The sequence below is a fragment of the Streptomyces sp. NBC_01433 genome (assembly GCF_026340105.1).
Taxonomy (GTDB): Bacteria; Actinomycetota; Actinomycetes; order Streptomycetales; family Streptomycetaceae; genus Streptomyces.
In genome coordinates, this window is record NZ_JAPEPM010000002.1 from 1,273,170 (window position 1) to 1,297,467 (window position 24,298).

The window sequence follows — 24,298 nt, forward strand, 5'->3', positions numbered from 1 at the left end:
ACACCGTGCGCCGCGCCCCCGTCACTCATGCAGCGTCGCCGTCACCGTCGCCGCCGTCACCGCCGTCACCGCCGAGCCCGTCCGCGCCGTCGTCGTGCCGGGCGCGGCTGGGCTGCACCCGCTTCGGTTCGCCGGGCATCTTCGGGTACTCCGGCGGGTAGGGCATGTCGCCGAGCCCGCGCTCCTTCTCGTCCCGGTCGGCGAGTTCCAGCAGCGCGTCGAGCGGGAACGCGTGCTCGTCCATGTCGGCGTGGACGTCGCCGAGTTCGGCGTAGCGCGCGGGCAGGGTCCTGATGTCGAAGTCGCGGGGCTCGGCGTCGTCGACCTCCTCCCAGCGCAGGGGTGCGGAGACCGGGGCGTGCGGGAAGGGCCGTACGGAGTAGGCGGAGGCGATCGTGCGGTCGCGGGCGGTCTGGTTGAAGTCGACGAAGATCCGCTCGCCGCGCTCCTCCTTCCACCAGGCGGTCGTCACGCGCTTCGGCATGCGCCGTTCCAGTTCGCGTCCGGCGGCGATGGCCGCCCGTCGTACCTCGGTGAAGGTCCACCGCGGTGCGATGGGCACGAAGACATGGATGCCGCGGCCGCCGGAGGTCTTGGGCCAGCCGCGCAGCCCGTGGTCCTCAAGGACGGAGCGCAGTTCGTGGGCGGCGGCGACGGCGTCCGCGTAGTCCGTACCGGGCTGCGGATCGAGGTCGATGCGCAGCTCGTCGGGGTGGTCGGTGTCGGCGCCGCGTACCGGCCAGGGGTGGAAGGTGAGGGTGCCGAGGTTGGCCGCCCAGATCACGGCGGCGAGTTCGGTGGGGCTGATCTCGTCGGCGGGACGGCCGCTGGGAAAGGCGATCCTGGCGGTCGGGATCCAGTCGGGGAGGTTCTTCGGCGCCCGCTTCTGGTAGAAGAAGTCCCCCTCGACGCCGTCCACGAAGCGCTGGAGGGTGGTCGGCCGGTTACGCAGGGCGCGTGTGATTCCGGGCCCCACGGCCAGGAAGTACTCGGCCACGTCCCTCTTCGTGTAGCCCTTCTCCGGGAAGTACACCTTGTCCGGGCTGGACAGCCGTACGGCTCGTCCGCCCGCGTCCAGCTCCACCGCTGCTCCCATGACGGCCACCGTAGGCCGGTCGCACATATGCCGCATATCGGGAGACGTGCGGCGGCGGGTGGGTGAGAATCGGGCCATGGATCTGCCGGTGATGCCGCCCGTGAAGCCGATGCTCGCCAAGTCCGTGTCCACGATCCCGCCGGGCATGCAGTACGAGGCGAAGTGGGACGGCTTCCGGGCGATCGTGCACCGGGACGGCGACGAGGTGGTGATCGGCAGCCGCACCGGCAAACCCCTGACCCGCTACTTCCCGGAGCTGGTCACGGCGGTACGGGACAATCTCCCGCCGCGCTGCGTCATCGACGGGGAGATCGTCGTCGCGTACGAGGGGCGCCTGGACTTCGACCGGCTCGGCGAGCGGATCCACCCGGCGGACTCACGGGTGCGGCTGCTGGCCGAGCAGACCCCGGCCAGTCTGATCGCCTTCGACATCCTCGCGGTGAACGACGATTCGCTGCTCGCCACCCCCCAGTCGGACCGGCGGGCCGTGCTGGAGGCGGCGCTCGCCGACGCCTCGGCGCCGGTCCATCTCGCCCCGGCGACCACGGATCAGGCGGTCGCCCAGCAGTGGTTCGAACGGTACGAGGGCGCGGGGCTCGACGGTGTCGTGGCCAAGCCTCTCGGTCTTCCCTACCGGCCCGACACCCGGGTGATGTACAAGATCAAGCACGAGCGGACCGCCGACTGCGTGGTCGCCGGGTACCGGGTGCACAAGAGCGGCCCGGTCGTCGGCTCACTGCTGCTGGGCCTGTACGACACCGAGGGAGTCCTCCAGCACGTCGGGGTGTGCGCGGCCTTCCCGATGAAGCGGCGCGCGGAGCTGGCCGAGGAACTGGAGCCGCTGCGCACCGGGTTCGCCGAGCACCCGTGGGCGGCCTGGGCGGAAGCCGCGGCGCACGAGGGCGCCCGGCTGCCCGGGACGCAGAACCGCTGGTCGGGCAAGAAGGACCAGTCCTGGGTGCCGCTGCGCCCGGAGCGGGTCTGCGAGGTCGCCTACGACCACATGGAGGGCGACAGGTTCCGGCACACCACGCAGTTCCGGCGGTGGCGGCCGGACCGCGCCCCCTCCGGCTGCACCTACGGGCAGCTGGAGGAAGTGGTGCGGTACGACCTGGCCGAGGTGCTGTCAGGCGGCTGATCCCGGCGCGCCCGACGGGGTGGCGCAGGGGTCCTCGCTCTCGCCGGGGTCCGGCGTGGGTGTGGGTGTGGGTGTGGTGTCGGACGGGTCGGGGCTCGGGGAGCCGGTGGGGCAGCCCGGGTCGGTGGGACCGGTGTCCGTCGGGTCGGGGCTCGGACCGGGGTCCGTGGGGCCGGTGTCCGTGGGATCGGGGCTCGGACCGGGGTCCGTGGGGCCGGTGTCCGTGGGGTCGGGGCTCGGGCCGGGTGAGGCGGAGTCCGTGGGGCGGGGCGAGGGGGACGGGCCCGGTGTGCGGGTGGGCTGCGGTCCGATGACGATGCCGCCGCCCTTGCCCGGGGTACCGGGGCCGCCGACCGGGGCCTTGGGTTCGGCCGGGCCGCCCGCGCCGGGGCTCGTGGGGATCACACCCTTGCCGTCGGCCACCGGGTGGGTGCCCTCGCGGTAGAACGCCAGCCAGGACAGCACGGTGCGCAGGTAGGTGTCCGAGTGGTTGTAGCTGAGGATCGCCCGGTCCAGGTCTCCCCGCACGGCCAGGTCGCGGGGCCCGGCGCAGAGGTAGTGCCCGGCGGCGAGGGCGGCGTCGTAGATGTTGTTGGGGTCCTTGCGGCCGTCGGCGTTGCCGTCCTTCCCCCAGTGCGCCCAGGTGGAGGGGATGAACTGCATCGGGCCGACCGCCCGGTCGTACGCGCTGTCGCCGTCGTACGCGCCGTTGTCGGTGTCCCGGATCGTGGCGAAGCCCGCCCCATTGAGCACGGGTCCCAGGATCGGGGTGAGCGTGGTGCCGCGGGCGTCGACGCGGCCGCCGCGGGCCTGGCCCGACTCGACCTTGCCGATCGCCGCGAGCAGCTGCCACGGAAGGCCGCAGCCCGGGTCGCTCCGTCCCAGGGCGCTCTCGGACGCGCGGTACGCGGCCAGCACGGTGGCCGGAATCCCGGACTGCGCCCAGGACTTGGCGACGGCCGGGTTCGGCCGTGTCCCGGGCTTCGGCGGCTCGGGCGACCTCAGCGGCGGCAGCTCGGTGTGGTACGAGTCGTCGTTGGGCACCTGGGTCCACACCACGTCGTCCGCCGCCGCGGCCTTCTTCGGGTGCTGCGCGGGGCCGGCGAATCCCGGCGCCTGGGACGCGGTGAGCGCGGCCATCGCGGCGAAGGCCGTGGCCGTGCCGGTGAGTCCGCGGCGCATCGTGCCGTTGAACCTCATGCGTGCTCCCTTCTCCTCCGGGTCACCGGGTGAACGTATCGATGGCGGCGATCCGCCAGGTGTCGCCGCGGCGAACGGCGTCCACGGCGAACATGGCCGCCGCGTAGGTGGTCTCCTCGGCCTTGCCGGTACGGGTGTTGCTCTGGTCGGCGAAGATCAGCAGCCGGGCCCGGTCGCCGTCGAGCAGCTCGACGCCGCTCTCGGTGACGGTCGTGGTGAGGACGAGCTTCTGCTTCGGTGCCTGGGCCCGTACCTCGGCGAGCATGTCCTTGTGCTGCCCCACCGCCTTGCCGACGAGATACGTGCTCGCGGCCCGGTCGGACTTGGCGGGCGAGGCATAGTCGTACGAGAAGACGGCACCGACGGCCTCGGTGATCTGGCCCTTCACCTCACTGGTGCGGCCGATGTCGGTGAGGGCGGTGTTCTGCCGGGACGGGTCGTCGCGCAGGCTTCCGGCGGAGGTGAACGCCCAGGCCGCGAAGGCGCCGAGGAGCACGGTGAGGGCGCACAGGAGGGCGGGCAGAACGGTCCGGAGGCGGGGCGGGCGCCGCCCCGGCCGGGGTTCCGGCTCGGCTTCGGCCCTCCCCTCGGCCTCGTGCCGGGCCGGCTTCTTGTCGTTCGCGTCCGCTTCGGGATCAGGGGTGTTGATCTCCCCGGACTCCTTGGGTGGTGCGGGCGCGGCCGTGCGGTCCGCCGCGGCGGTGGCCAGGCGGCGCTGGCGGTTGACGAGGTGACGGGTCGTCGACATGTCCGGTGGTCCTCTCGGTGACGGGGCGGGGTGCGGGGCTTCAGCCGGCGGTGTTGCCGACGGGCGCCTGTCCGAGGGCGCTGAGCTTCCACCCCTGGGAGGTCCGGGTGAGCTGCCCGAGCATCCGGCTCTCCTTCACCGCGGGTTCGCCCTTCGGTGCGGTGACGGTGACCCGCAGCGCCACCATGACCCCCGCCCGCCCGGCCCGGTCGTCGAGTTCGGTGACCGCGCCGGAGAGGACCTTCGCGGTGCTGACCGTCTTGGCGGACTGGATCTGCTTCACGAACTCGTCCCGGCCGTCGATGAGTTGCTTGTGCAGATCGCCGGTGGTGGAGCTCTCCCAGCTGTCCAGCCCCTGTTCCAGCTTCTGGTGGTCGAGGGTGTTCATGTTCTGCACGGCCTGCTCCCCCGCGGCCAGCGCGTCGTCGCGGGCCTGCGCGTACGCCGCCGAGTCGTCGTGCGCGGCGTCGTACCGGGACCAGCCGCCCCAGCCCGCCGCACCGGCCGCCACGACCGTCAGCGCGATCGCCACCATCACCAGTGGATTCCTCGTCGTGCGTACCCGTGCCATTGCTTTGCCTCTCCCCTGCCCGCTGAGCCGATCCGGGCCTTGTGCGTTGCCTGCGTGCGCTACCTGGAAGTGATCTCGACGATGCGCCAGTGCCCGTCCCGCAGTTCGGCGGTCACCGAGAGCTGTGCGGCCGCTGTCGTGGCGGCCTTGCCCCGGCGCTCGTAGACCTGGTCGAGAAGGACGAGGAGGTGGGCGCTGCTGTCGGTCAGCCGGGTCACCCCGGCGCGTACGACATGGGTGGTGAGCGTCAGTTCCTGGTCGCCGGACTGCTTCTCGACCTGGCCGAACAGCGCCGCGTACTGCTGGAGCGCCTTCCCCGCCAGGACCTCCTTCGCCGCCTCCTTGGTGACGGCGGTGGCCTGCGGGCTGTACGAGAACACCTTGCCGAGCGCGTTGCTGACATCGCCCACGACGCGCGTGGTCGCCTCGGCGTCGGTCAGCGCGCGGTTGGATGTGGCGGTGGTGTCCCGCAGTTGCCGGCCCTCGGCGAAGAGCAGTCCGCCGGCTGCGAGCAGTACGCACACGAGGACCGCGCCGAGGACCCGGGGCCAGCCGCGGTCCCGGCGGGGCGTCGCGGGCGCGGGAGCGTCGGCCTCCGTGCGTGTCCTGTCCTCGGGCCGCTCCGCGTCGACTCCCTCGTGGCGGTCCTCGGTCCGCCCCGCCCCGGTGCTCGTGTGCGTGCCGTTCACCGTCGCCGTTCCTCCCCGCTGCCTCATCCGCCGCCTCCGGCCCCGAGCGCCGTGAGCGCCTCGACCTTCCAGCCGTCCGCCGTTCTCGTGAGGGTGGCCTCGAAGCGTTTGCGCTGGGTACCGGCCTTCCCGGTGCGCGGGGTGACCTCGATGTCGACGGTCGCGATCAGCTGCGCCGTCCGGGTCCGCTCGTCGAGCGCGGTGAGCGCGGCGTCGGTGACCTTGCCGCGTGCGGTGGCTCCGGACGCCGTCAGTTCGCTCGCGTCCGTCTTCCGGGTCCGCTTGAGCTGGTCGTGCAGCGGTCCGGTCGAGGAGGCGAGCCAGGCGCGCAGCCCGGTGGCCACGCTCCCGGCGCTCTTGCCGTCCAGGCTGTTCAGCGTGGCGATGTGCCGGCGCCCTTCGGACAGTGCGGCGTCCCGGCTCTTCGCGTACGAGAGCGTGTCGTCGCCGCGCGCACCGGCGTACGACCAGCCGCCGAGGGCGCAGACCAGCACGGCGGCGAGCAGCGCTCCCCAGCCGCTCAGGGTTCTGGCGCGGCGCGTCATTCGTGTCCTCCCAGGCCGAGCAGACCGGACATGCCGTCGGCCGGGGGCGCGGTCCGGGCGTCGAGGCCCAGCGCTCCGGGCAGCCGGTTTGCCGCGTCGGTGCCCCGGAACACGGGTCCCGCGGTGGCGGGCTCGGGTACGGGTCCGCCCTTCGGGGCGTTCGCGCTGCCCCGTACGTTGACGCCGGTGCCGGGCGACGAGGTGCAGCGGGCCTTGGTGTTGACCGGGGGCGCGGCCGAGGTGTCGAGGCCGTTGCGGTAGGTCGTCGCGCCGTATCCGGCGGTGCAGGGCAGCGGTTCGAAGAAGGTGACCGACATCCCGAAGCGGGCGCCGCCCTCGTCCACCGCGGTCGCGCCCGCCGCCGCCACGGCGGGCAGCTTCACGAGCAGTTCCTCCAGGCCGCGCTGGCGCGTGACGGCGACCTCGGACGTGGTGAGGAGGTTGGCGACGACGACCCCGAAGCTGGGGTCGAGGTCGCGCAGCAGCCCGCTGATCTGCCCGGCCGCGTCCGGGGCCGCCGCGATGAGTTCGCGCAGGTCGGTGTCGGAGCCCTTGAGTTCGGCTGCCAGCTCCTTGGCCCCGGAGGCGAAGCCCTTCAGTGCCTCGCCCTGTTCGGCCTGCGTCCGCAGCACGGTCTCGCCGTCGGCCATCAGCCTGGTGGTGACGGGCAGGGATCTGTCGGCCGCGTGGATGAACTCGCTGCTGGTGTCCAGGAGCACCTGGAGGTCGTCGCCGCGTCCGTTGAACGCGGTGCCGAACTCGTCGACGACCGTGCGCAGGTTCTCCAGGTCGACCGAGCTCGCCAGGTCGTTGACGCTGGTGAGGACGTCGGTGGGCGGCGCCGGGATGGTGGTGTCGGCCTGGTCGATCACCGAACCGTTGCCGAGGAAGGGGCCGTCCCCGCGGGTGGGGCGCAGGTCGACGTACTGCTCGCCGACCGCCGAGAGGTTGGCGACGACGGCCTGGAGGCTGTCCGGGATGGGAGGTGAGTCCTTCTCGATGCGCAGCTCGGCCTCGACCCCTTCGTCGGTCAGCTCGATGGGTCCGACGCGGCCGACGGAGACGCCTCGGTAGGTCACGTTGGAGTGGGTGTACAGGCCGCCCGTCTGCGGGAGTCGCACCGTGACGGTGTAGTAGCTGCGCAGTCCGACGTAGTGGCCGAGGTCGGCGTAGCGCACGCCGAGGTAGCCGAGCACGAGGACCGCGATGACGAGGAAGGCGATGTTCTTGAGCCGGATGGCGAGGGTGATCATCGGTTGCTCCCCTGCGAGGTCTCGGGGACTGAGGGCAGCGGTAGCGGGAGCGTGTCCTTCAGGGGCGCTCCGCCGCCCGTACCGCCCGTGGGCTGCGGGGGTACGGGGTCGCCGGGGATCAGTGCCGGGATGACCTGGGTGCCGGGCAGGGCCGTCACATCGAGGTAGACGTTGAGGTAGTCGCCCTTCACTCCGCGCAGCACCTCGTCGGTGAACGGGTAGGTGAGCAGCACCTGGAGGGAGTCCGGCAGATCGTTGCCGGAGTCGGCGAGGGCCTTCAGGGTCGGGGCGAGGGCCTTGAGGTCGGCGATCATGTCGGCCTTGCTCTTGTTGATCGTGTCGACGGCCACGGTGGAGAGCGTGTCGAGCGAGCGCAGCATCGTCAGGAGCGAGCCGCGCTGCTTCTCCAGGACCTTCATGCCGGGGCTGAGCCCGGTGAGGACCGTGCCGACGTCTTGTTTACGGGTGGCCAGCGTGGCGGCGAGCCGGTTGACGCCGTCGAGGGCCTGGGTGATGTCCTCCTTGTGGCCGTCGAGGTTGGTGACGAGGGTGTCGACCCGGTTCAGCATCGAGCGGACCTGGGGTTCCTGTCCGGCGAGCGCCTTGTTCAGCTCGGTCGTGATGGTCTTCAGCTGGTTGACCCCGCCGCCGTTGAGAAGCAGGGACAGCGCGCCGAACACCTCCTCGACCTCCGGGTTCCGGTTGGTGCGGGCCAGCGGGATGCGGTCGCCGTCCGCGAGGGAGCCCCGGGCGCTGCCGCCCGCGGGGGGTGAGAGCTGGATGAACTTCTCGCCGAGGAGGCTGGACTGTTCCAGGTGGGCGTAGGAGTTCCGGGGAAGTTCGACCTTCCCGTTGACGCGCATGGTGACCTTCGCGGTCCAGCCGCCGGGGGCGAGGGAGATCTTGGTGACGCGTCCGACGGAAACGTCGTTGACCTTCACCGAGGACTGCGGGGCCAGGCTCAGCACGTCCCCGAATTCGGCGGTGATCTCGTAGGGGTGGTTCCCGAGGTCGGCGCCGCCGGGCAGCGGCACCTGTTCGATGCCGGTGAAGGCCGGCGCGTCGACGCTCGTCACCACGAGGGCGATGCCGACTCCGGCGGCGAGCAGCGCGGCGGCGCCGGTGAGCACCCGGGGCCCGGGTCTGCGCAGGGCACGGCTCATCGCTTCGCTCCCTTCCTGTCCGGTGTCGGGTCCTTCTCCGGGGTGCCGTAGACGGTGCCGACCTCCGGCAGCGGCAGTACCGGCAGGGCCTTTCTGCGGGTGGCGTCGACCGGGGCGAGTCCGGTGAGGGTGGGGTTGCGCGCGTCGGTCTCCGGTTCGACGAGCGGGCCGCCCATGGACAGCTCGTTGAGGTTCGTACGTCCGTTGAGCGTCCGGTTCACCGGGTCGTAGGCGTTGAGGACGTTCCCCGCGGCGAGCGGCAGGGTGTCCATGGCCTCGGCGAGCGAGGCCCGTTGGTCGACCAGGGTCTGGGTGAGCGGCACCAGTGCGTCCACGTTCTCCTTCAGTGCACCGCGGTTGTCCTCGATGAAGGTCTTGACCTGGCCGAGAGCGGTGCCGAGTTCCCGCAGTGCGGCGCTGAGGTTCTCCTTGTCCTCGGCGAGGAAGCCGGTGACCGAGTTGAGCTGCTGCTCGGCGGTGCGGACGTCGCTGTCGTTGTCCTTCAGCATGGTGGTGAAGGACTGGAGGTAGGACAGCGTGTCGAAGAGGTCGCCGCTGCTTTTGTCCAGGGTCTTGGTGGCCTTGCCGAACTGCTCGATGGAGTCCCCGATGGCCTTGCCGTTGCCGTCGAGGTTCTTGGCTCCGGTGTCCAGGAGTGCGGCCAGCGCTCCGTCGGCGTTGGCCCCGTCGGGGCCGAGCGCGGTGGACAGCTCGGTGATCGACTCGTACAGCTGGTCGACCTCGACGGGCGTGGCGTTGCGTGCGGCGGGCAGCACGGCGTTGTCGGCGAGCCGGGGCCCGCCGTCGTAGGCGGGCGCGAGCTGGATGTACCGGTCGGCGACGAGGCTGGGTGCGACGACGACCGCGTGGGCGTCCTTCGGGACCGTGATGCCCCGGTCGAGCCGGAGGACGACCTTGACCTCCTTGCCCCGCGGCTTCACGGATTCGACCGTGCCGACCCGTACGCCGAGGATCCGCAGGTCCGATCCGGCGTAGACGCCGGTGGCCTGGTCGAAGTAGGCGGTGACGGTGGTCGTCCCCTCCTCGTCCAGCGCCATCACCCCGCTGGTGGCCGCGACGGCGACGACCGCGAGTCCGGCGCCGATGCCGACGATGCGCGTGAGTCTCATGTCAGCGGCCGCCTTGCTGCTTGGGTGGCATGCATCCGGTCGCCGGGGGTGTGCCGGCGGGCAGGTAGTTCTTCGGGACGACCCCGCAGACGTAGTTGTCGAACCAGCGCCCGCTGCCCAGGGTGTTGCCGATGAGGCGGCTGTACGAACCGGTCATGGCCAGCACCTTGTCGAGGCTCTTGCGGTTCTTGATCAGCACGGCGGTGACCCGGCCGAGCGAGTCCAGGGTCGGCTTCAGCTGCTTCTCGTTGTCCGCGACGAGCCCGGTGAGCTGGGTGCCGAGGTTCTTGGTGCCGGTGAGCAGCAGATGGATGGAGTCGCGGCGCGCCTGGAGCTCGCCGAGGAGCAGATTGCCGTCCTCCAGGAGGGTTTCGAAGCTGCTCTTCTTGTTGGCGAGGGTCTTGGTGAGCTGCTTGCTGCCCTGGAGGAGGGTGGCGAGCTGGGCGTCGCGCTCGGAGACCGTCTTCGACAGCGCGGAGAGGCCGTCCGCGGCGCTGCGTACGTCGGGGGGTGAGTCCTTGAAGGTGGCGGAGATCGTCTCGAAGCTCTTGGCGAGCTGGACGGTGTCGATCTCCCCGATGGTCTCGCCCAGTCCGTTGAACGCCTGGGTGACGTCGTACGGAGAGGTGGTGCGGCTCGCGGTGATGCGCGCGTGCGGGTCCTGCGGGGCGTTGCCCAGCGGGTCGACGGCGAGGTACTTCTCGCCCAGGAGCGTCTTGACGGCGATGCCGACGGTGGAGGAGTCGCCGATCCAGGCGTCCTTCACCCGGAATTCGACCTTCACCTTGGGGCCGTCGAGCGAGACCGCGGTGACCTCGCCGACCTTCACTCCGGCGATCCGTACCTCGTCGCCGTCGGTGAGCCCGGCCGACTCGGTGAAGTCGGCGCTGTAGGTGGTGCCGCCGCCGATGAAGGGCAGCGAGTCCGCGCGGTAGGCGGCGAGACCGATGAGGGTCAGGACGAGGAGCCCGACGATGCTGACGGCGACCGGGTTGCGTTCCCGGATGGGGGTGATTCTCATGCCAGGCACCTCGGTTGGGTGATCGCGATGCCGGTGGGCGGCGCGCTGCCGTCGTCGGTCGTGACCCCGCTGACCTTGGCTTCGCAGAGGTAGAGGTTGAGCCAGGATCCGTAGGACGTGAGCCGGCTGATCGCCTCCATCTTGGCCGGTGTCTTCTGCAGGAAGTTCTCGATCTTCGGCGTGTTGTCGCCCAACCGGTCCGTGAGGCGGCCCAGTTGCTTGATGTCGTCCTTGAGCGGCTTGCGGCCGTCCTCGAAGAGACCGGCGGTGACCGTGGTGAGGGCGCCCATCGCCGTCACCGCCTCGCCGAGCGGCTTGCGGTCACCGGAGAAGCCGGTGACGAGCTTCTGGAGGGTGACGACGAGGTCGTTGAAGCCCGCCTCCCGGTCGTTGACCGTCTTCAGGACCGTATTGAGGTTCTTGATCACCTCGCCGATCACCTTGTCCTTCGCGGCGACGGTGCTCGTCAGCGAACCGACGTGCTGGAGGATGCTGTCGACGGTTCCGCCCTCGCCCTGGAGCACCTGGACGATCGACCCGGCGAGCTGGTTGACGTCCGGCGGGGACAGCCCCTCGAAGAGCGGCTGGAAGCCGTTGAACAGCTGGGTGAGGTCGAGGGCCGGGGTGGTGCGGGCGAGCGGGATGGTGTCTCCGGCGGCGAAGCTCGCCCCGACCCGGCCCGCGCCCTGGTCGAGGTCGATGTAGCGCTGGCCGACCATGTTGAGGTACTTGATGGAGGCGGTCACCGAGGCGGGCAGCTTGCGGCCCTTGCGCACGGCGAAGGAGACCTCGGCGAGCCGTCTGTCGGCGACCTCGATGGACTCGACCTGGCCGACCTTGACCCCGGCGATCCGGACGCTGTCCCCCTCGATCAGCCCGGTGGCGTCGGTGAACCTCGCCTTGTACGTGGTGGTGTCCCCGACCCCCGTATTGGCGATGGAGAGCCCCAGCACGGTGGTGGCCAGCACCGTCACCAGGATGAAGACGATCGATTTCGTGAGCGGTCCCGCGAGGGAGCGGCGATTCACTTGAGCTTCACCTCCGCACCGCGGAAGGCCGGACCGATGAGCACGCTGCTCCAGTCGGGCAGGGTCTGCGGCTGGACTTTCAGTGAGGGAGCGACCAGTTCGTTCACGAGCCTGGACTCCTGCGGCGAGTTGGGCAGACCGAGGGCGGTGTCCTCGGCCGGGGGTCCGGCCGCCGCGTCCCGGCCGGCGGGCGGGTCACCGTCGGGGGTGACGGCCCGCGCCTTCCGGGCGTCGGCGGTGGGTACGTGCTTGCCTACGTAGGGCACCGAGTAGCAGTGCGGGCCGCCGTCGGCGTCGTAGACCGGGGTGTCCTTGCCCGCCACGTACTTCCCCTTGGACGGGACGGACTTGACGCTCACGTGCAGGCCCGGCTGATCGGTTCCCTTGCCCAGGGCCTTGTCCATGGCGGGCACGAATCCGGCCATGGTGCGCAGCGTGCAGGGGAAGGAGGACGAGTACTTCGCGAGGACTTCGAGCGTCGGCCTGCCGGACGCGGAGAGCCTGATGAGGTTGTCCTTGTTCGCCCGGAGGAAGGAGGTGATGTCCTGCGCGGTGGCGGTGGTGGCCCCGTACAGGCCGGCGAGCTGTGCCTGCTGGTCGGCGATGGTGCCGCTGGTGGTGGTGAAGTCGGTCAGCGCGTCCAGGACATCGGGCGCGGCGTCCCCGTACACCTTGCTCACCTTGACGAGTTCCTTGATGTCGGCGTTGAGCGTGGGGAGTTGGGGGTTGAACTTCTTCAGGTGGGCGTCCAGCGTGACCAGCGTGTCGCCGAGCTTGTCGCCTCGGCCCTCAAGCGCCTGGGCGACGGCGTTGAGGGTGGCGGAGAGCTTCTCCGGCTTCACCGCGGTCAGCAGCGGCAGCACGTTGTCGAGGACCTGTTCCAGCTCGATGGCGTTGCTGGAGCGGTCCTGCGGGATCACCGCCCCGGCCCGCAGCGTCCGGTCGGAGGGGACGCGCGGGGGCACGAGGGCCACGAACCGTTCGCCGAAGAGGGTGGTGGGCAGCATCTGGGCGGTGACGTCGGCGGGGATCTGCCCGAGCTTGCCGGGTTCGATGTCCAGGGTGAGACGGGCTCCGTCGCCCTCGGAGGCGATGTGGCGCACCTGGCCGATGACGACTCCGCGCAGCTTCACATCGGCGTTGTCGTGCATCTCGTTCCCGGCGGACGCGGTGTGTACGGTCACGGTGGCGCTGTCGGTGAAGTCCTTCTCGTACACCGAGACCGACACCCACACCAGGACGACGGGCACCAGCAGGAAGGCGACTCCGGCGAGTCTGCGACGGACCGTCTGGGTGCTGTTGCGGGCAGTCATCAGCCGGCCACCTTCACCGTCGTCGTGGCGCCCCAGATGGCGAGCGAGAGGAAGAAGTCGGTGACGCTGATCAGCACGATCGCGTTCCGCACGGACCGGCCGACCGCCACTCCCACCCCGGCGGGGCCTCCGCTGGCGTGGAAGCCGTAGTAGCAGTGGGCGAGGATCACCAGCACGCTGAAGATCAGCACCTTGAGCACCGAGAGGATCACGTCGTCCGGGGAGAGGAAGAGATCGAAGTAGTGGTCGTACGTTCCCGCCGACTGGCCGTTGAAGAAGATCGTGATGTAGCGGGAGGCGACGTACGAGGAGAGCAGCCCGATCGCGTACAGCGGGATGATCGCGACGACCCCGGCGATGATCCGTGTCGTGACGAGGTACGGCATCGACCGCACGCCCATCGCTTCGAGGGCATCGACCTCCTCGTTGATCCGCATCGCCCCGAGCTGGGCGGTGAAGCCCGCGCCGACGGTGGCGGAGAGGGCGAGACCGGCGACGAGGGGCGCGATCTCGCGGGTGTTGAAGTAGGCGGAGATGAAGCCGGTGAAGGCGGAGGTGCCGATCTGGTTGAGCGCCGCGTACCCCTGGAGGCCGACGACCGTGCCGGTGAACAGGGTCATCGCGATCATCACGCCGATGGTGCCGCCGATGACGCCGAGGCCGCCGCTCCCGAAGGCCACTTCGGCCAGGAGGCGCTGCACCTCCTTCAGATAGCGGCGCAGGGTGCGCGGGATCCACACCAGTGCCCGTACGTAGAAGGTGAGCTGGTCGCCCGATCTGTCGAGCCAGCTGAGCATCGACATCGGTCAGCTCCCCTTCGCGGGGACGATCTGGAGGTAGATCGCCGTGAGGACCATGTTCACGAAGAACAGGAGCATGAAGGTGATGACGACGGACTGGTTGACCGCGTCACCGACCCCTTTGGGACCGCCCCTGGGGTTCAGGCCCCGGTAGGCGGCCACGATCCCCGCGATGAAGCCGAAGATCAGTGCCTTGAACTCGCTGATGTACAGGTCGGGCAGCTGGGCCAGGGCGGAGAAGCTGGCCAGATAGGCGCCCGGTGTGCCGTCCTGCATGATCACGTTGAAGAAGTAGCCGCCGAGGGTGCCGACGACGGAGATCAGCCCGTTGAGCAGGACGGCGACGAACATGGTCGCCAGGACGCGCGGGACGACGAGGCGCTGGATGGGCGAGACGCCCATGACCTCCATCGCGTCGAGCTCCTCGCGGATCTTGCGTGAGCCCAGGTCCGCGCAGATGGCCGATCCGGCCGCTCCGGAGATCAGCAGCGCCACGATGATCGGGCTGGCCTGCTGGATGACGGCCAGCACGCTGGCGCCACCGGTGAAGGACTGTGCGCCGAGCTGCTGGGTGAGCGAGCCGACCTGGAGGGCGATGACCGCGCCGAACGGGATGGAGACGAGGGCGGCGGGCAGGATGGTGACGCTGGCGACGAACCAGAACTGCTCGATGAACTCGCGTACCTGGAAGGGCCTGCGGAAGATGGCCCGGCTCACCGCGAGGCCGAGCGCGAACAGCTTCCCGGTCTCCCGCAGCGGGGCGAGCAGCCGTGTCGGGGGCTTGTTGCCGGGCACCTCGGGCGCGGAATGCCCGGTCGTGGGCGGCTCCGGGGGCCGTACCGGCATGGGGGCCGTCACGGGCGCACACCGCCCGCGGGCGGCGCGTAGCTGTTCATGATGGCCGTACGGGCGGCCTCCGGCAGCTGGCCCATCATCGACATGACCCGCTCCCGGCGGCGCAGCGCCCCCTGGCGTACGGGCATGCCGGGTGAGGGTTCCAGCTGCGGTACGACGGTGCGCGGCCCGGTCGCGGGCGCGGCGATGCTGTCCCGCTGCTCGGCGGCGAGGGTGGCGGCGTCCTTCTCCTCGGACATCCCGATGGGGCCTTCCCGGCGTCCGGCGAGGAACTGGGAGACGACCGGGGTGTCGCTGGTGAGCAGCACCTCGCGCGGGCCGAAGGTGACGAGATTGCGGCAGAACAGCATGCCCATGTTGTCGGGGACGGTCGCCGCGATGTCGAGGTTGTGGGTGACGATGAGCATCGTCGCGTCGATCTGCGCGTTGAGATCGATGAGGAGCTGGGAGAGGAAGGCGGTGCGGACCGGGTCGAGTCCGGAGTCGGGCTCGTCGCAGAGGATGATCTGCGGGTCCAGGACGAGGGCGCGGGCGAGACCGGCCCGCTTGCGCATACCGCCGGATATCTCGCCCGGGAGCTTTCCCTCGGCACCGAGAAGTCCGACGACATCGATCCGCTCCATGACGATGCGGCGGATCTCGGATTCCTTCTTGCGGGTGTGTTCACGCAGCGGGAAGGCGATGTTGTCGAAGAGCGACATCGAGCCGAAGAGCGCGCCGTCCTGGAACATGAGCCCGAACAGCTTCCGGGTCTCCATGATTTCGCGCTCGGGGCTGTTCACCATGTCGACGCCGTTGATGAGGACGCGCCCCTGCTCGGGCTTGAGCAGTCCGATGATGGATTTCAGGAAGACGGTCTTTCCGGTGCCGGAGGGACCGAGCATCACACTCACCTCGCCGGCGGGCAGGGTGAGGCTGACGTCCTGCCAGATGTTCTGTTTGCCGAAGGACTTCGTGAGGCCCTCGACGACTACTTCGATTCCCATCGGCCCTCCTTCGAAGTGGTCGTGGACGTCGTCATCTGTCTGCGCTCCGGCTCTGAGAAATCCAATGGCGGCTCATCACACATGCACCAGGAGGCGCACGTTATGTCCGTCGAAACCGCCAGGACAAGGCTTGAACAGCGGAATTCGACGAACGAGGCGCTGGAAGTGGATCACTTGTCACTCGATGACAAATCCGCCCCCCGCTTTTGTCGCACAGTGCGCAAGCGCTTCGGTGCCCGAGCCGGGGCCCTGACCTGCCAAGTCGCCGCGCCGCGCATTCGAACGGGAATCCACGAACGCCGAACGAGCAGGTGCCGAGGGGTTCCGAGTCGCTCATCCGGGACGCTACGGCTGGGTAACCTGACTGCGCAATACCGGATACGGAACTTTCTGCGCGGTGATTGCGGGGCCGCGATTACTTGTCCGGAGGTGAGTAATCGGCGCGCGAAACCTGTGAAAAAGTGAGGACCCATCCGTGAATGGCGCGGGAGACGTCCGCCGGTGCTCCGCCTGCCAGGTGGCTCTTCCGCGCCGATTCCACACCGAAGAGCCCTTCCGGCGAGGTGCCGCCGGAAGGGCTCGGGGGACGGTTCGTACAGAGGTCGCGCCGGAGGTCACCGCTCCGGCTTCGGCACCTTCGGCGGGCAGTCGGGGCCGTCCGGGTTCGTGGACACGCACAGGGGTGCCTGGGTCATCTTGATGTAGTTTCCGCCCCCCGAGATGGACGCGGTGAGCAGCGGATCCAGGTCCTCCCCGACACCGCATCCCTCAAAGGCCGGGATATAGGTGTTTCCGTCCATGGTTCCGCCGTACTGGACGGTGTATCCGGCGCGCGGATAGGTCGTCCCGAACGCCTTCAGGGTCTGGTCGATCGGCTTGGACGTCCGGCAGTTCGGCCCGACGTCGAGGGCCACGCCGTTGACCTTGACGTCCTTGACCCGCAGTTCGAACTTGGCCGTGATGGTGGTGTATTCGGGGTACCTCGGGTCGACGATGAGGTCGTTGATGGTGAGGGAGTCGATGCTGGCCGTCGGGCCGACCTGGCTCAGGATCATCGTCGCCGTGGTCGGCATGAATCCGAAGGAGAGGAACGTGCCCCGGGCCGGCGGGAGCTGCCGCTTCCCCTCGTACTCGAACTCCGCACCGCTCAGCACCCGCACGGTCTTGAGGCACGGGTCGTTGGTGTAGTTCATCATCATGGTCACGTTCGTGCGGGCGGGCCCCAGGAGCGCCGCACCGTTCAGCTTCTTGACGTTGGTGAACCCTGCCACGTACGCCTCGGAGGGGGTGGGGAGCGACATCGAGAAGGGACACGGTTCGACGTCGCCCTCGCTCTCCTGCGTCCGGCCGGCTTCCCTGCGCGCGTCGTCCAGCTTTTCGCGCTTGTCGGGCGGGAGCGTGTCGTCGCGGTCGGGGTCGGCCGGAGGCCGCTCGACGGGTTCCTCCGTCGGTGTGCCGCTGATGGGCAGCGAGGCCAGGACGGTGTCCGCTCCCGGCATGGGACGGCAGGTCACGTCGATCCCGGCCGGCTCGGCGGGTGAGCCGTCGGCCTTCAGCGGGCTCAGCGTGAGGGTCAGGTCGGAGGCCGACAGGGTGGCCTTGCCCGGCGAGCCGAAGGTGGCTGTCGGGACCGGCCCGGCCGCCTCCAGCGTGACGCTCTCCCGGCCCGTGATGTCCTGTGCGGGGGCCGCCAGACCGGACCAGTCGGCCTTGGCCGAGTCCGTCGCGTCGGTGTACAGGACCGCGAGTTGGGCGAGGGCGGAGACCGCGGTGGCATCGAGCTGTTCCAGTTCGCCCAGCACTCCGCGCGGCAGGTCGAGGCCGATCGTCACATCACGGGCGGCGACGGGGGCGCCCACCGTGCCGCCGGCCGGATAACCGGCGGCCACGACGGCGGTCACCGCGCGGCTGCCGGAGGGGAACTGGCAGTCGTAGTCGATGGTGGCCTCGGACCGCTGTCCGTCGGCCGCCGATTGGGCACCCGGCAGAAAGGTGGCGGCGACGACCAGGAGGCCGCCCGCGGTCATCCGCGCCGCGCGGCGTGGGGCCAGACGTGCAGTGGCTGCCATGCTTCTCTGCCTTCCGGACTCGAATGTACGAGATCGCCCAGGGGCGGGCGGCCGTTACGCGTTGCACCGGGAATACCTTGGGCCCGCGCGGCCGTCCGAAATGACGAAAGGACGTGGGTCCCAAGAGAATTGACCGGGTCTCCGCAGGCGTCCACGGCCGCTTACCGGTCGGTACGCTACGCGGCGCCCGAGAGGCTTGGGAAGCGGTTCGCGCCCGGCTCTTCCGGGCCGGGGCGAGAACACGAGGAGAGTGACAAGAAACGCGGGCCTGTTTATCAGTTCGTGAGTATTCCGGCGGCCCTCACCGACGGGTCCGGCCCGGCCGCGTGAACCGCGGCCGGGCCGGAGCGCTCGGGCGATGTGACCGAGCGATCCCCGCCTACGGATCAGCTGTAGGTGATGACGGGCGAGCCACCCGCGGCGGCCACGACGTTGTACGTGCCCTTGAAGGTCGCCGTCGCGCCCACGATGCCGCAGCCACCGCCGACCTTGCTGCCGATGGTCAGCAGACGGGGGCTGGTGGCGGCCGGAGCCACGGCCAGAGTGCCGTTGGCGCCCCCGGCGCTCGGGTTGTTGTAGACCCCGTCCACCGTGCCGGTCACCTTGAAGGTGCACGGGCCGAGGACGCTGGAGCCGGTGACCGTGGCGGTGATGCCGCCGATCCAGCCGGTGGTCTTTCCGGTGCCGTTGGTGCCGGACCCCGCGGTGTACCCGCCCGGGGTGTTGCCGTTGATCGTCCACGGCGTGGTGGCCGTGACGGTCCAGGTGCTGCCGAACGGGCCGGTGCACGGCGCGTTGAACGAGGCGCCGGTGATCTGGGCCAGGACCGGCCCGGCGACGGGCGAGGAGGCGGTGCCGTTGGCGGAGGCGGTGGCGCACTGGATCACGTTGCCGACGTTGTCCGTCAGGGTCGTGACACCGGCCGTGCCGGTGAACGCTCCGGCCGGCGCGATGTTCCAGGCGGCGGTGGGTCCGGCGATCGCGGACGGTGTGGCCAGGGCGACCGCCGCGGCGGCGGCACCGAATGCGGCGAGAATACGCGTCTTCTTGAGCATGGAACTTCTCCTGTCCCGTTGGGGAATTGGGCCGTCGGAGTTGCGCCCGAAAGGGCACAACACTGTCCGGCACGGATTTCTGGGGGAAGTACTCCCGTTCGCGAGCGAAGGGGATACAGCTGAACGTGAACCTATCGACGCCTTAATTCGGCGGCTCTCCCGGGCAGCGATCGTGCCAGGCATTCGATTTCGGTTCCCGCAATGATGCCGATCCATTTGACGACTCAATGACTACTGACCGGAACTTTACTGCGCCAATTCGGAGTTGAGAAGAGGTGGCACAGAATTCCGTTGCGCGCTTCGGCCCTTACTTCAGCGCCGAGTGCCAGAAGCGCGAGAATTCCTTGCCCTCGTTCGGCGCGAGGCTCGCCGGGGTATAGGGGCTGGCGAAGTAGGTCGAGGTGTTGTCCAGGACCACGTTGTTGTTGCCGGCGGCCGACGGCAGCCCCGTCTTGAGGTTCACCGCCCAGTCCAGGAGCCCGGCCCCACAGCCGCTGGCGCCCGGGACGGCGAACGCGGCATCCCCCTGGTCGGCGCTGTCGAAGGTGTACCGGCCCATCTCGCCCGCCTCGTCCGTGGCCCCGTTCGCCGCGAACCGCTGGAGCGAGAGCGAGGGCTGGGTCAGGTTCTGCGGCTTGAGCAGAACCGGATTCGCCGTGGTGCCGATGTAGCACTTGTCCCCGAGGAAGGGGTTCTTCAGGTGGACGCGGACCGGGATGGTGAGAATCGGCTGACCGGTGGAGAAGGCCCCGGCCATATGGAAGTCGCGCGGCGCCCCGGCCGGTTCGATGGTGGCCGTCACCCGGTTGAGGCTGTTGTCCGTGAGCTGCTTGCAGATGCCCGAGATGACGGGGATGCCGTTCGGGCACATGAGACCGAGCAGCCCACCGGGGATTTCCGCGGAATCCGCGATGAGCGCGCCGTCGGACGGGGGGACCAGTGTGGTGGTTCCGTCACTGTGCTGGATCACTCCGAGCTGGAGGTCGCTGTTGCCGGTCGGCACCTGCGACTTGCCGAGCTTGATGGAGCCGCTGGCCGAGCTCGACGAGATACAGGTCGCGACGTCGTTGACGCCGTCCGCCGCGAGCATGGCGGGAGCGTCCACCGGGCAGCGGCTGAACGGCGCCCAGTTGCCGTTCAGCTGACTGGCCGCGGTGGCCGAGCCGGTGGAGAGCAGGGCAGTGAACGCCGTGAAGGCTGCGAGCAGCCCCACACGCGTTCTGGTGGAAGCGGATCTCATGTCGTCCCCTCTTGACTGCCGCCGCGGTGACGGCCTTGTCCACGGAGTTGATCGGTTTCGGCAATGCCCGGACGTGGAGGTGGCGTGCGCCGACAGCTCGACGTCTGCGGTGCATCGTGGGTGGACCGGAAGAACGAAAGGTCTGAGCATCAAATTTCAGGCAGATTTCATGCCCGAATTGACCGAGGCGTGATGTTACTCGCGAGAAACAGGGCGACACAATCCGTCCGTCTAAGATCTTTTACGCAGCGCGGATTTTGATCCGGAAATGAGCACAGCAACGGTTCCGCTTTATCAAGTGGTGCGCATTTATGGGACCGAACGCGGGTCCGCGGGGCAGGAATCCCGCCGGTCGCGCACACCGGGCCGGTGTACGGCGACGCCCGGCGGCGGACACCTCGATCCCGCGCCCGGGTACGGCTCACGCCCCCACCGGCGGCAGCCGTCACGGGCACCCCGGTTCGCGTTCCCCGTGGTGAGCGCCCCCGCACTCGTCGAATCCGGTACGCCCGCCGGGCGGTCCGGAGCCCTCGGCCGGATCCGCGCCGGCCGCGAATGGAGTTTCTTGTCGACCGCCGAGCAAGCGGCCGAAATACATTGTCCGAAAGTGAGCACTCCGTCCCACCTGCACCGCAGCACCACAACGCGGCCGAGATGTGTGCCCCCTGCACTCCGATCTTGTCGAAGAGGTGGGCAGTACCCGTGACTTGGTCTATCTTCATCGCGGACTTGGTACGCACCTGTCGGTTCGTGGGAGCGCCTCCCCCCACCGCCTCACCCCACCACCGGGCGCCGAGAGCAAGGGGACACGCATGCCACATCTCATACAGCCGTTGGATACCGAAGACCCGCTGGGGCCCCTCCCCCAGGAATTCGCCGCGATGATGCGGCCCGAACTGCCCAGTCTCATCAAGGAAATCGGCATAGAAGTCACGCGGGCGTACCCGGAATACGCCCGGCTGCTCGACGGCCCGAACGGACTGGCCATGCGCGTGGGCGTGGAGCAGAGCCTCTCCTCGTTCGTCGACCTGGTGGCCGAGCCCTCCGCCTCCACCACCCTCCGCGACGACATGTGCCGCCGTTTCGGACGGTTCGAGGCGTACGAGGGACGGAGCATGGAGACCCTCCAGGGCGCCTATCGCCTCGGTGCGAGGGTCGCGCTGCGGCGCGCGAAGAAGGTCGGGCAGAGTTACCACCTCTCCCCCACGCTCATGCTGAGCTTCGCCGACGCGCTCTTCACCTACGTCGATGAGCTGGAATCCCTTTCCCGCGAGGGGTTCCTGGAAGTGCAGTCCCAGTCGGGCGAACAGGGCGAGGCCATGCGCCGCCGCCTCCTGCACCTGATCCTCGCCGGCCGCCCCGTACCGCGCAGCGCCATCGCCGATCTGTGCGAGCAGACCGGCTGGGCCCTGCCGGAGCAGGTCACGCTGATCGCCGTACGAGCCCCCGCGGGTCTGGACCGGCTCTGCGCCGACCGCGACGTCCTGTCCGATCTCAGCGATCCGCAGCCGCACTTACTGATTCCGGGGCCGATCGACGACGCACGAAGATCCATGCTGGAGCAGGCCCTGCCCACCGCGCGCGCGGCGATCGGGCTGACCGTCCCGACCGCCCTGGCCTCGGACTCGATCCGCTGGGCCCGCCGGGTACTCGAACTCGTCGACACGGGCGTGATCGACGACGCGCCGTTCATCCGGTGCGAGGACCACCTGATCACCCTGTGGCTCCTGTCCGACCCGGCACTCCTCGACCAGCTCGCCCAGCGGGAGTTGGCCCCGGTCGCCACCATCAGCGTCAACCGTCGCGAACGACTGGTCGAGACGCTCAGAATCTGGCTCGACACCCGCGGCACCGCGGCCCAGATGGGCGAACTGCTCGATGTGCATCCACAGACCGTCCGCTACCGCATGCGCAATCTGGAGAACATCTTCGGCGACCAACTGGTCGACCCGGAGAGCCGGTTCTCCACGGAGGCGGTACTGCGCGCGCTCCAACTGCGCGCCCGCAGCGACGCCCCACCCGCCTGAAGGGGCGCGCGCTCCCGCCCCTCGGGGCGGATGCACGATCGGCGCGGCAGATCAACTTACCCACGGGTAAGGCGAAATAGACGGTCAGTCCCAAACGGTTGCGACACGGAGACGTATCCAACGAGAAACGCGGAACCACGTCCCGTAGACATGGAGGAGCCGGCCGCCCACCAGGCAGCCGCATCCCGGCACCGCCTCCTGGCCAACCATCCGAGAGGGAACCCCCCATGACCGCCTCGCACCTGCTCGTCCCCGTCCCGATCCCGGACCGGGTCGCCGCGCTGATCGGCTCCTGCATCCCACCGCACATCCTCCAGGCGGAGTTCGACGCGGACTGCGCGGCCCGCGAGGTCCGCCGGTTCCGCGGGCCGCGCCTGGGGATCGAGGACCAGGCCGACCGCGAACAGGCGCTGTCCGAACTGGCCCGCGCCAACAAGATGCTCGCCGCCCATCACCCCCGGCTGGCGGTGGGTCCGGGCTCCACGTGGTGACTCCCGGCCACCGTCCGCCCGGCGCACCGACCGCTTGCGGAGCGGCGGCGCGACCCTTACCTTACTCAAAAGTAAGTTTACTTCAGAGTAAGGAACTGTCGTGGCCGACAACAGCAGCGGCGACCTGACGGACGAACTGGCCGGGCTCGACTTCTCGGCCGTCTCCCCCGAGGAGTTCGCACGGATCGTCAAGGGCCTGTCCGCCGGTCAGCTCGGCGAGGTGATGCGCGGCCCCCTGCGCATCCGCGTCCTCGAAGAGGTCTTCGGCAGGATGAGGCAGCAGTTCCGCCCGGCGGCGGCAGGACAGCTCACGGCCCTCATCCGCTGGAAGATCACGGGCGAGAGCGACGAGATCTTCGAGACCGCCATCGCGGAGGGAACCTGCGAGATCACCCGGGGCCGCTCGGAGGCCGAGCCCCGTACGACACTCGTCATGGCGGACGCCGAATTCCTCCGGCTCGTCTCCGGCAACGGCAACCCCGTGACGATGTTCATGATGCGCAAGCTGAAGATCGCCGGTGATGTCGGCCTGGCCTCGGGGCTCACCCGCTACTTCGACATCCCGAAGGTCTGAGCCGATGAGCTTCTTCTCGCTGGCACTGACCGAGGAACAGCAGGACCTGCGCAACTGGGTGCACGGCTTCGCCGCCCAGGTGGTCCGCCCGGCGGCGGCCGAATGGGACGCCCGGGAGGAGACCCCCTGGCCCGTCATACAGGAGGCGGCCCGGATCGGTCTGTACGGCTTCGAATCGCTCGCGGACATGTACGGGGACCCGACGGGGCTCTCCCTCCAGATCGCCAACGAGGAGCTGTTCTGGGGCGACGCCGGGATCGGCATGGCTCTCTTCGGCACCTCGCTCGCCGTCGCCGGGATCTTCGCCTCCGGCACGCCCGACCAGCTCGCCGAGTGGGTGCCGCAGTGCTACGGCGACGCGGCCGACCCGAAGGTCGCGGCCTTCTGCGTCTCCGAACCCCAGGCCGGGTCGGACGTCTCCGCCATGGCCACCGCGGCCCGGTACGACGAGGCCCGCGACGAATGGGTGCTCCGGGGCCAGAAGGCGTGGATCACCAACGGGGGGATCGCCGGGATCCATGTCGTCGTCGCCTCGGTCGACCCGGCGCTCGGCTCCCGCGGACAGGCCGCGTTCATCGTCTCCCCGGGAACCGAGGGCCTGGTGGCGGGCCGCACCGTCAAGAAGCTGGGGCTGCGCGCCTCGCACACGGCGGACCTGTTCCTCGACGACGTACGGATACCCGGCCGCTGTCTGCTCGGCGGCAAGGAGAAGCTCGACAGGCGTCTCGCGCGGGCCCGTGAGGGCGGCGCCGCCAAGGGCCAGGCGGCGATGGCCACCTTCGAGGTCAGCCGCCCCACCGTCGGCGCGCAGGCGCTCGGCATCGCGCGGGCGGCGTACGAGTACGCGCTGGAGTACGCCGGGGAGCGGGAGGCGTTCGGCCGTCCCATCATCGAGAACCAGTCGATCGCGTTCGCCCTCGCCGACCTCCGTACCGAGATCGAGGCCGTACGCCTGCTGATCTGGCAGGCCGCCTGGATGGCCCGCAACGACCGGACCTTCGACGCGGGCCAGGGCTCCATGTCCAAGCTGCGGGCCGGTGAACTGGCCGTCTCGGCAACGGAGAAGGCCATCCAGATCCTCGGCGGCGCCGGGTACAGCAGGGAACACCCGGTCGAGCGGATGTACCGCGACGCCAAGATCTACACGATCTTCGAGGGAACCAGCGAGATCCAGCGACTGGTCATCGCGCGGGCGATCTCCGGCCGTCACATCCGCTGAACCGCACGGCCGCCGTGCCGCCCGGTACGCCCATGGGCTTACCGGGCGGCACCCCGCGTTGACCGGGCCCGCCCCCGGGCCGTCGGT

Annotated in this window: 23 protein-coding genes; 5 read left to right on the forward strand and 18 right to left on the reverse strand. The window is 69.7% G+C overall.

What is annotated here, in order from left to right; translation table 11 throughout:
* Positions 1-25: 25 nt before the first annotated feature.
* Positions 26-1,096 carry a non-homologous end-joining DNA ligase gene (gene ligD, locus OG413_RS33175; RefSeq protein ID WP_266812029.1) on the reverse strand — a complete coding sequence of 357 codons (1,071 nt, stop codon included), beginning with the start codon at positions 1,094-1,096 and terminating at the stop codon, positions 26-28.
* Positions 1,097-1,172: 76 nt separating this feature from the next.
* Here ligD and OG413_RS33180 point away from each other — a divergent pair, with 76 nt between their 5' ends.
* Positions 1,173-2,234: an ATP-dependent DNA ligase gene (locus tag OG413_RS33180; RefSeq protein WP_266812030.1), complete on the forward strand. Its 1,062-nt coding sequence runs from the start codon at positions 1,173-1,175 to the stop codon at positions 2,232-2,234.
* Here the strand turns inward: OG413_RS33180 and OG413_RS33185 are convergent.
* The 17 genes from OG413_RS33185 to OG413_RS33265 all read right to left on the reverse strand — a co-directional run bounded on the left by OG413_RS33185 (position 2,223) and on the right by OG413_RS33265 (position 19,900).
* Entirely contained in the window at positions 2,223-3,434 is a 1,212-nt protein-coding gene (locus OG413_RS33185; RefSeq protein ID WP_266812031.1) for a lytic transglycosylase domain-containing protein, read from the reverse strand. The genes OG413_RS33180 and OG413_RS33185 overlap by 12 nt on opposite strands.
* 22 nt (positions 3,435-3,456) lie before the next feature.
* Positions 3,457-4,182 carry a hypothetical protein gene (locus tag OG413_RS33190; RefSeq protein WP_266812033.1) on the reverse strand — a complete coding sequence of 242 codons (726 nt, stop codon included), beginning with the start codon at positions 4,180-4,182 and terminating at the stop codon, positions 3,457-3,459.
* Between the two features lie 40 nt (positions 4,183-4,222).
* Positions 4,223-4,753: a hypothetical protein gene (locus OG413_RS33195; RefSeq protein ID WP_266812034.1), complete on the reverse strand. Its 531-nt coding sequence runs from the start codon at positions 4,751-4,753 to the stop codon at positions 4,223-4,225.
* A gap of 59 nt (positions 4,754-4,812) precedes the next feature.
* Positions 4,813-5,442, reverse strand: a complete 630-nt coding sequence (locus OG413_RS33200; protein WP_266812036.1) for a hypothetical protein — start codon at positions 5,440-5,442, stop codon at positions 4,813-4,815.
* 23 nt (positions 5,443-5,465) lie between these two features.
* Complete coding sequence (locus OG413_RS33205) at positions 5,466-5,987, reverse strand: hypothetical protein (protein WP_266812038.1); 522 nt, start codon at positions 5,985-5,987, stop codon at positions 5,466-5,468.
* Positions 5,984-7,240, reverse strand: coding sequence for an MCE family protein (locus tag OG413_RS33210; protein ID WP_266812040.1), 1,257 nt, complete (start codon positions 7,238-7,240; stop codon positions 5,984-5,986). The genes OG413_RS33205 and OG413_RS33210 overlap by 4 nt, the downstream gene beginning before the upstream one ends.
* A complete protein-coding gene (locus tag OG413_RS33215; protein ID WP_266812042.1) occupies positions 7,237-8,403 on the reverse strand; it encodes an MCE family protein in 1,167 nt (388 codons plus the stop codon). The genes OG413_RS33210 and OG413_RS33215 overlap by 4 nt, the downstream gene beginning before the upstream one ends.
* Positions 8,400-9,533 (reverse strand): MCE family protein, encoded by a 1,134-nt coding sequence (locus OG413_RS33220; RefSeq protein WP_266812044.1) that lies wholly within the window; start codon positions 9,531-9,533, stop codon positions 8,400-8,402. Before OG413_RS33220 ends, OG413_RS33215 begins: the two co-directional genes overlap by 4 nt.
* 1 nt (position 9,534) lies before the next feature.
* Complete coding sequence (locus tag OG413_RS33225; protein WP_266812046.1) at positions 9,535-10,554, reverse strand: MCE family protein; 1,020 nt, start codon at positions 10,552-10,554, stop codon at positions 9,535-9,537.
* Positions 10,551-11,582, reverse strand: a complete 1,032-nt coding sequence (locus tag OG413_RS33230; RefSeq protein ID WP_266812047.1) for an MCE family protein — start codon at positions 11,580-11,582, stop codon at positions 10,551-10,553. Before OG413_RS33230 ends, OG413_RS33225 begins: the two co-directional genes overlap by 4 nt.
* Positions 11,579-12,895 (reverse strand): MCE family protein, encoded by a 1,317-nt coding sequence (locus OG413_RS33235; RefSeq protein WP_266812049.1) that lies wholly within the window; start codon positions 12,893-12,895, stop codon positions 11,579-11,581. The genes OG413_RS33230 and OG413_RS33235 overlap by 4 nt, the downstream gene beginning before the upstream one ends.
* A complete protein-coding gene (locus OG413_RS33240; RefSeq protein ID WP_266812051.1) occupies positions 12,895-13,698 on the reverse strand; it encodes an ABC transporter permease in 804 nt (267 codons plus the stop codon). Before OG413_RS33240 ends, OG413_RS33235 begins: the two co-directional genes overlap by 1 nt.
* Positions 13,699-13,701: 3 nt before the next feature.
* Positions 13,702-14,553, reverse strand: coding sequence for an ABC transporter permease (locus OG413_RS33245; RefSeq protein WP_266812053.1), 852 nt, complete (start codon positions 14,551-14,553; stop codon positions 13,702-13,704).
* Complete coding sequence (locus tag OG413_RS33250) at positions 14,550-15,536, reverse strand: ABC transporter ATP-binding protein (protein WP_266812055.1); 987 nt, start codon at positions 15,534-15,536, stop codon at positions 14,550-14,552. Before OG413_RS33250 ends, OG413_RS33245 begins: the two co-directional genes overlap by 4 nt.
* A gap of 614 nt (positions 15,537-16,150) precedes the next feature.
* Positions 16,151-17,605 (reverse strand): DUF6801 domain-containing protein, encoded by a 1,455-nt coding sequence (locus OG413_RS33255; RefSeq protein ID WP_266812057.1) that lies wholly within the window; start codon positions 17,603-17,605, stop codon positions 16,151-16,153.
* Between the two features lie 386 nt (positions 17,606-17,991).
* Positions 17,992-18,660 (reverse strand): hypothetical protein, encoded by a 669-nt coding sequence (locus tag OG413_RS33260; protein WP_266812059.1) that lies wholly within the window; start codon positions 18,658-18,660, stop codon positions 17,992-17,994.
* Between the two features lie 307 nt (positions 18,661-18,967).
* Positions 18,968-19,900, reverse strand: a complete 933-nt coding sequence (locus OG413_RS33265) for a hypothetical protein (protein WP_266812061.1) — start codon at positions 19,898-19,900, stop codon at positions 18,968-18,970.
* Between the two features lie 812 nt (positions 19,901-20,712).
* Between OG413_RS33265 and OG413_RS33270 the strand changes: the two genes are divergently transcribed.
* The 4 genes from OG413_RS33270 to OG413_RS33285 all read left to right on the forward strand — a co-directional run bounded on the left by OG413_RS33270 (position 20,713) and on the right by OG413_RS33285 (position 24,211).
* Entirely contained in the window at positions 20,713-21,927 is a 1,215-nt protein-coding gene (locus tag OG413_RS33270) for a helix-turn-helix domain-containing protein (protein WP_266812063.1), read from the forward strand.
* Positions 21,928-22,154: 227 nt separating this feature from the next.
* Positions 22,155-22,418, forward strand: coding sequence for a hypothetical protein (locus OG413_RS33275; protein ID WP_266812065.1), 264 nt, complete (start codon positions 22,155-22,157; stop codon positions 22,416-22,418).
* 100 nt (positions 22,419-22,518) lie between these two features.
* Entirely contained in the window at positions 22,519-22,992 is a 474-nt protein-coding gene (locus tag OG413_RS33280) for an SCP2 sterol-binding domain-containing protein (protein WP_266812067.1), read from the forward strand.
* A gap of 4 nt (positions 22,993-22,996) precedes the next feature.
* Positions 22,997-24,211 (forward strand): acyl-CoA dehydrogenase family protein, encoded by a 1,215-nt coding sequence (locus OG413_RS33285; protein ID WP_266812069.1) that lies wholly within the window; start codon positions 22,997-22,999, stop codon positions 24,209-24,211.
* The last annotated feature ends 87 nt before the right edge of the window (positions 24,212-24,298 follow it).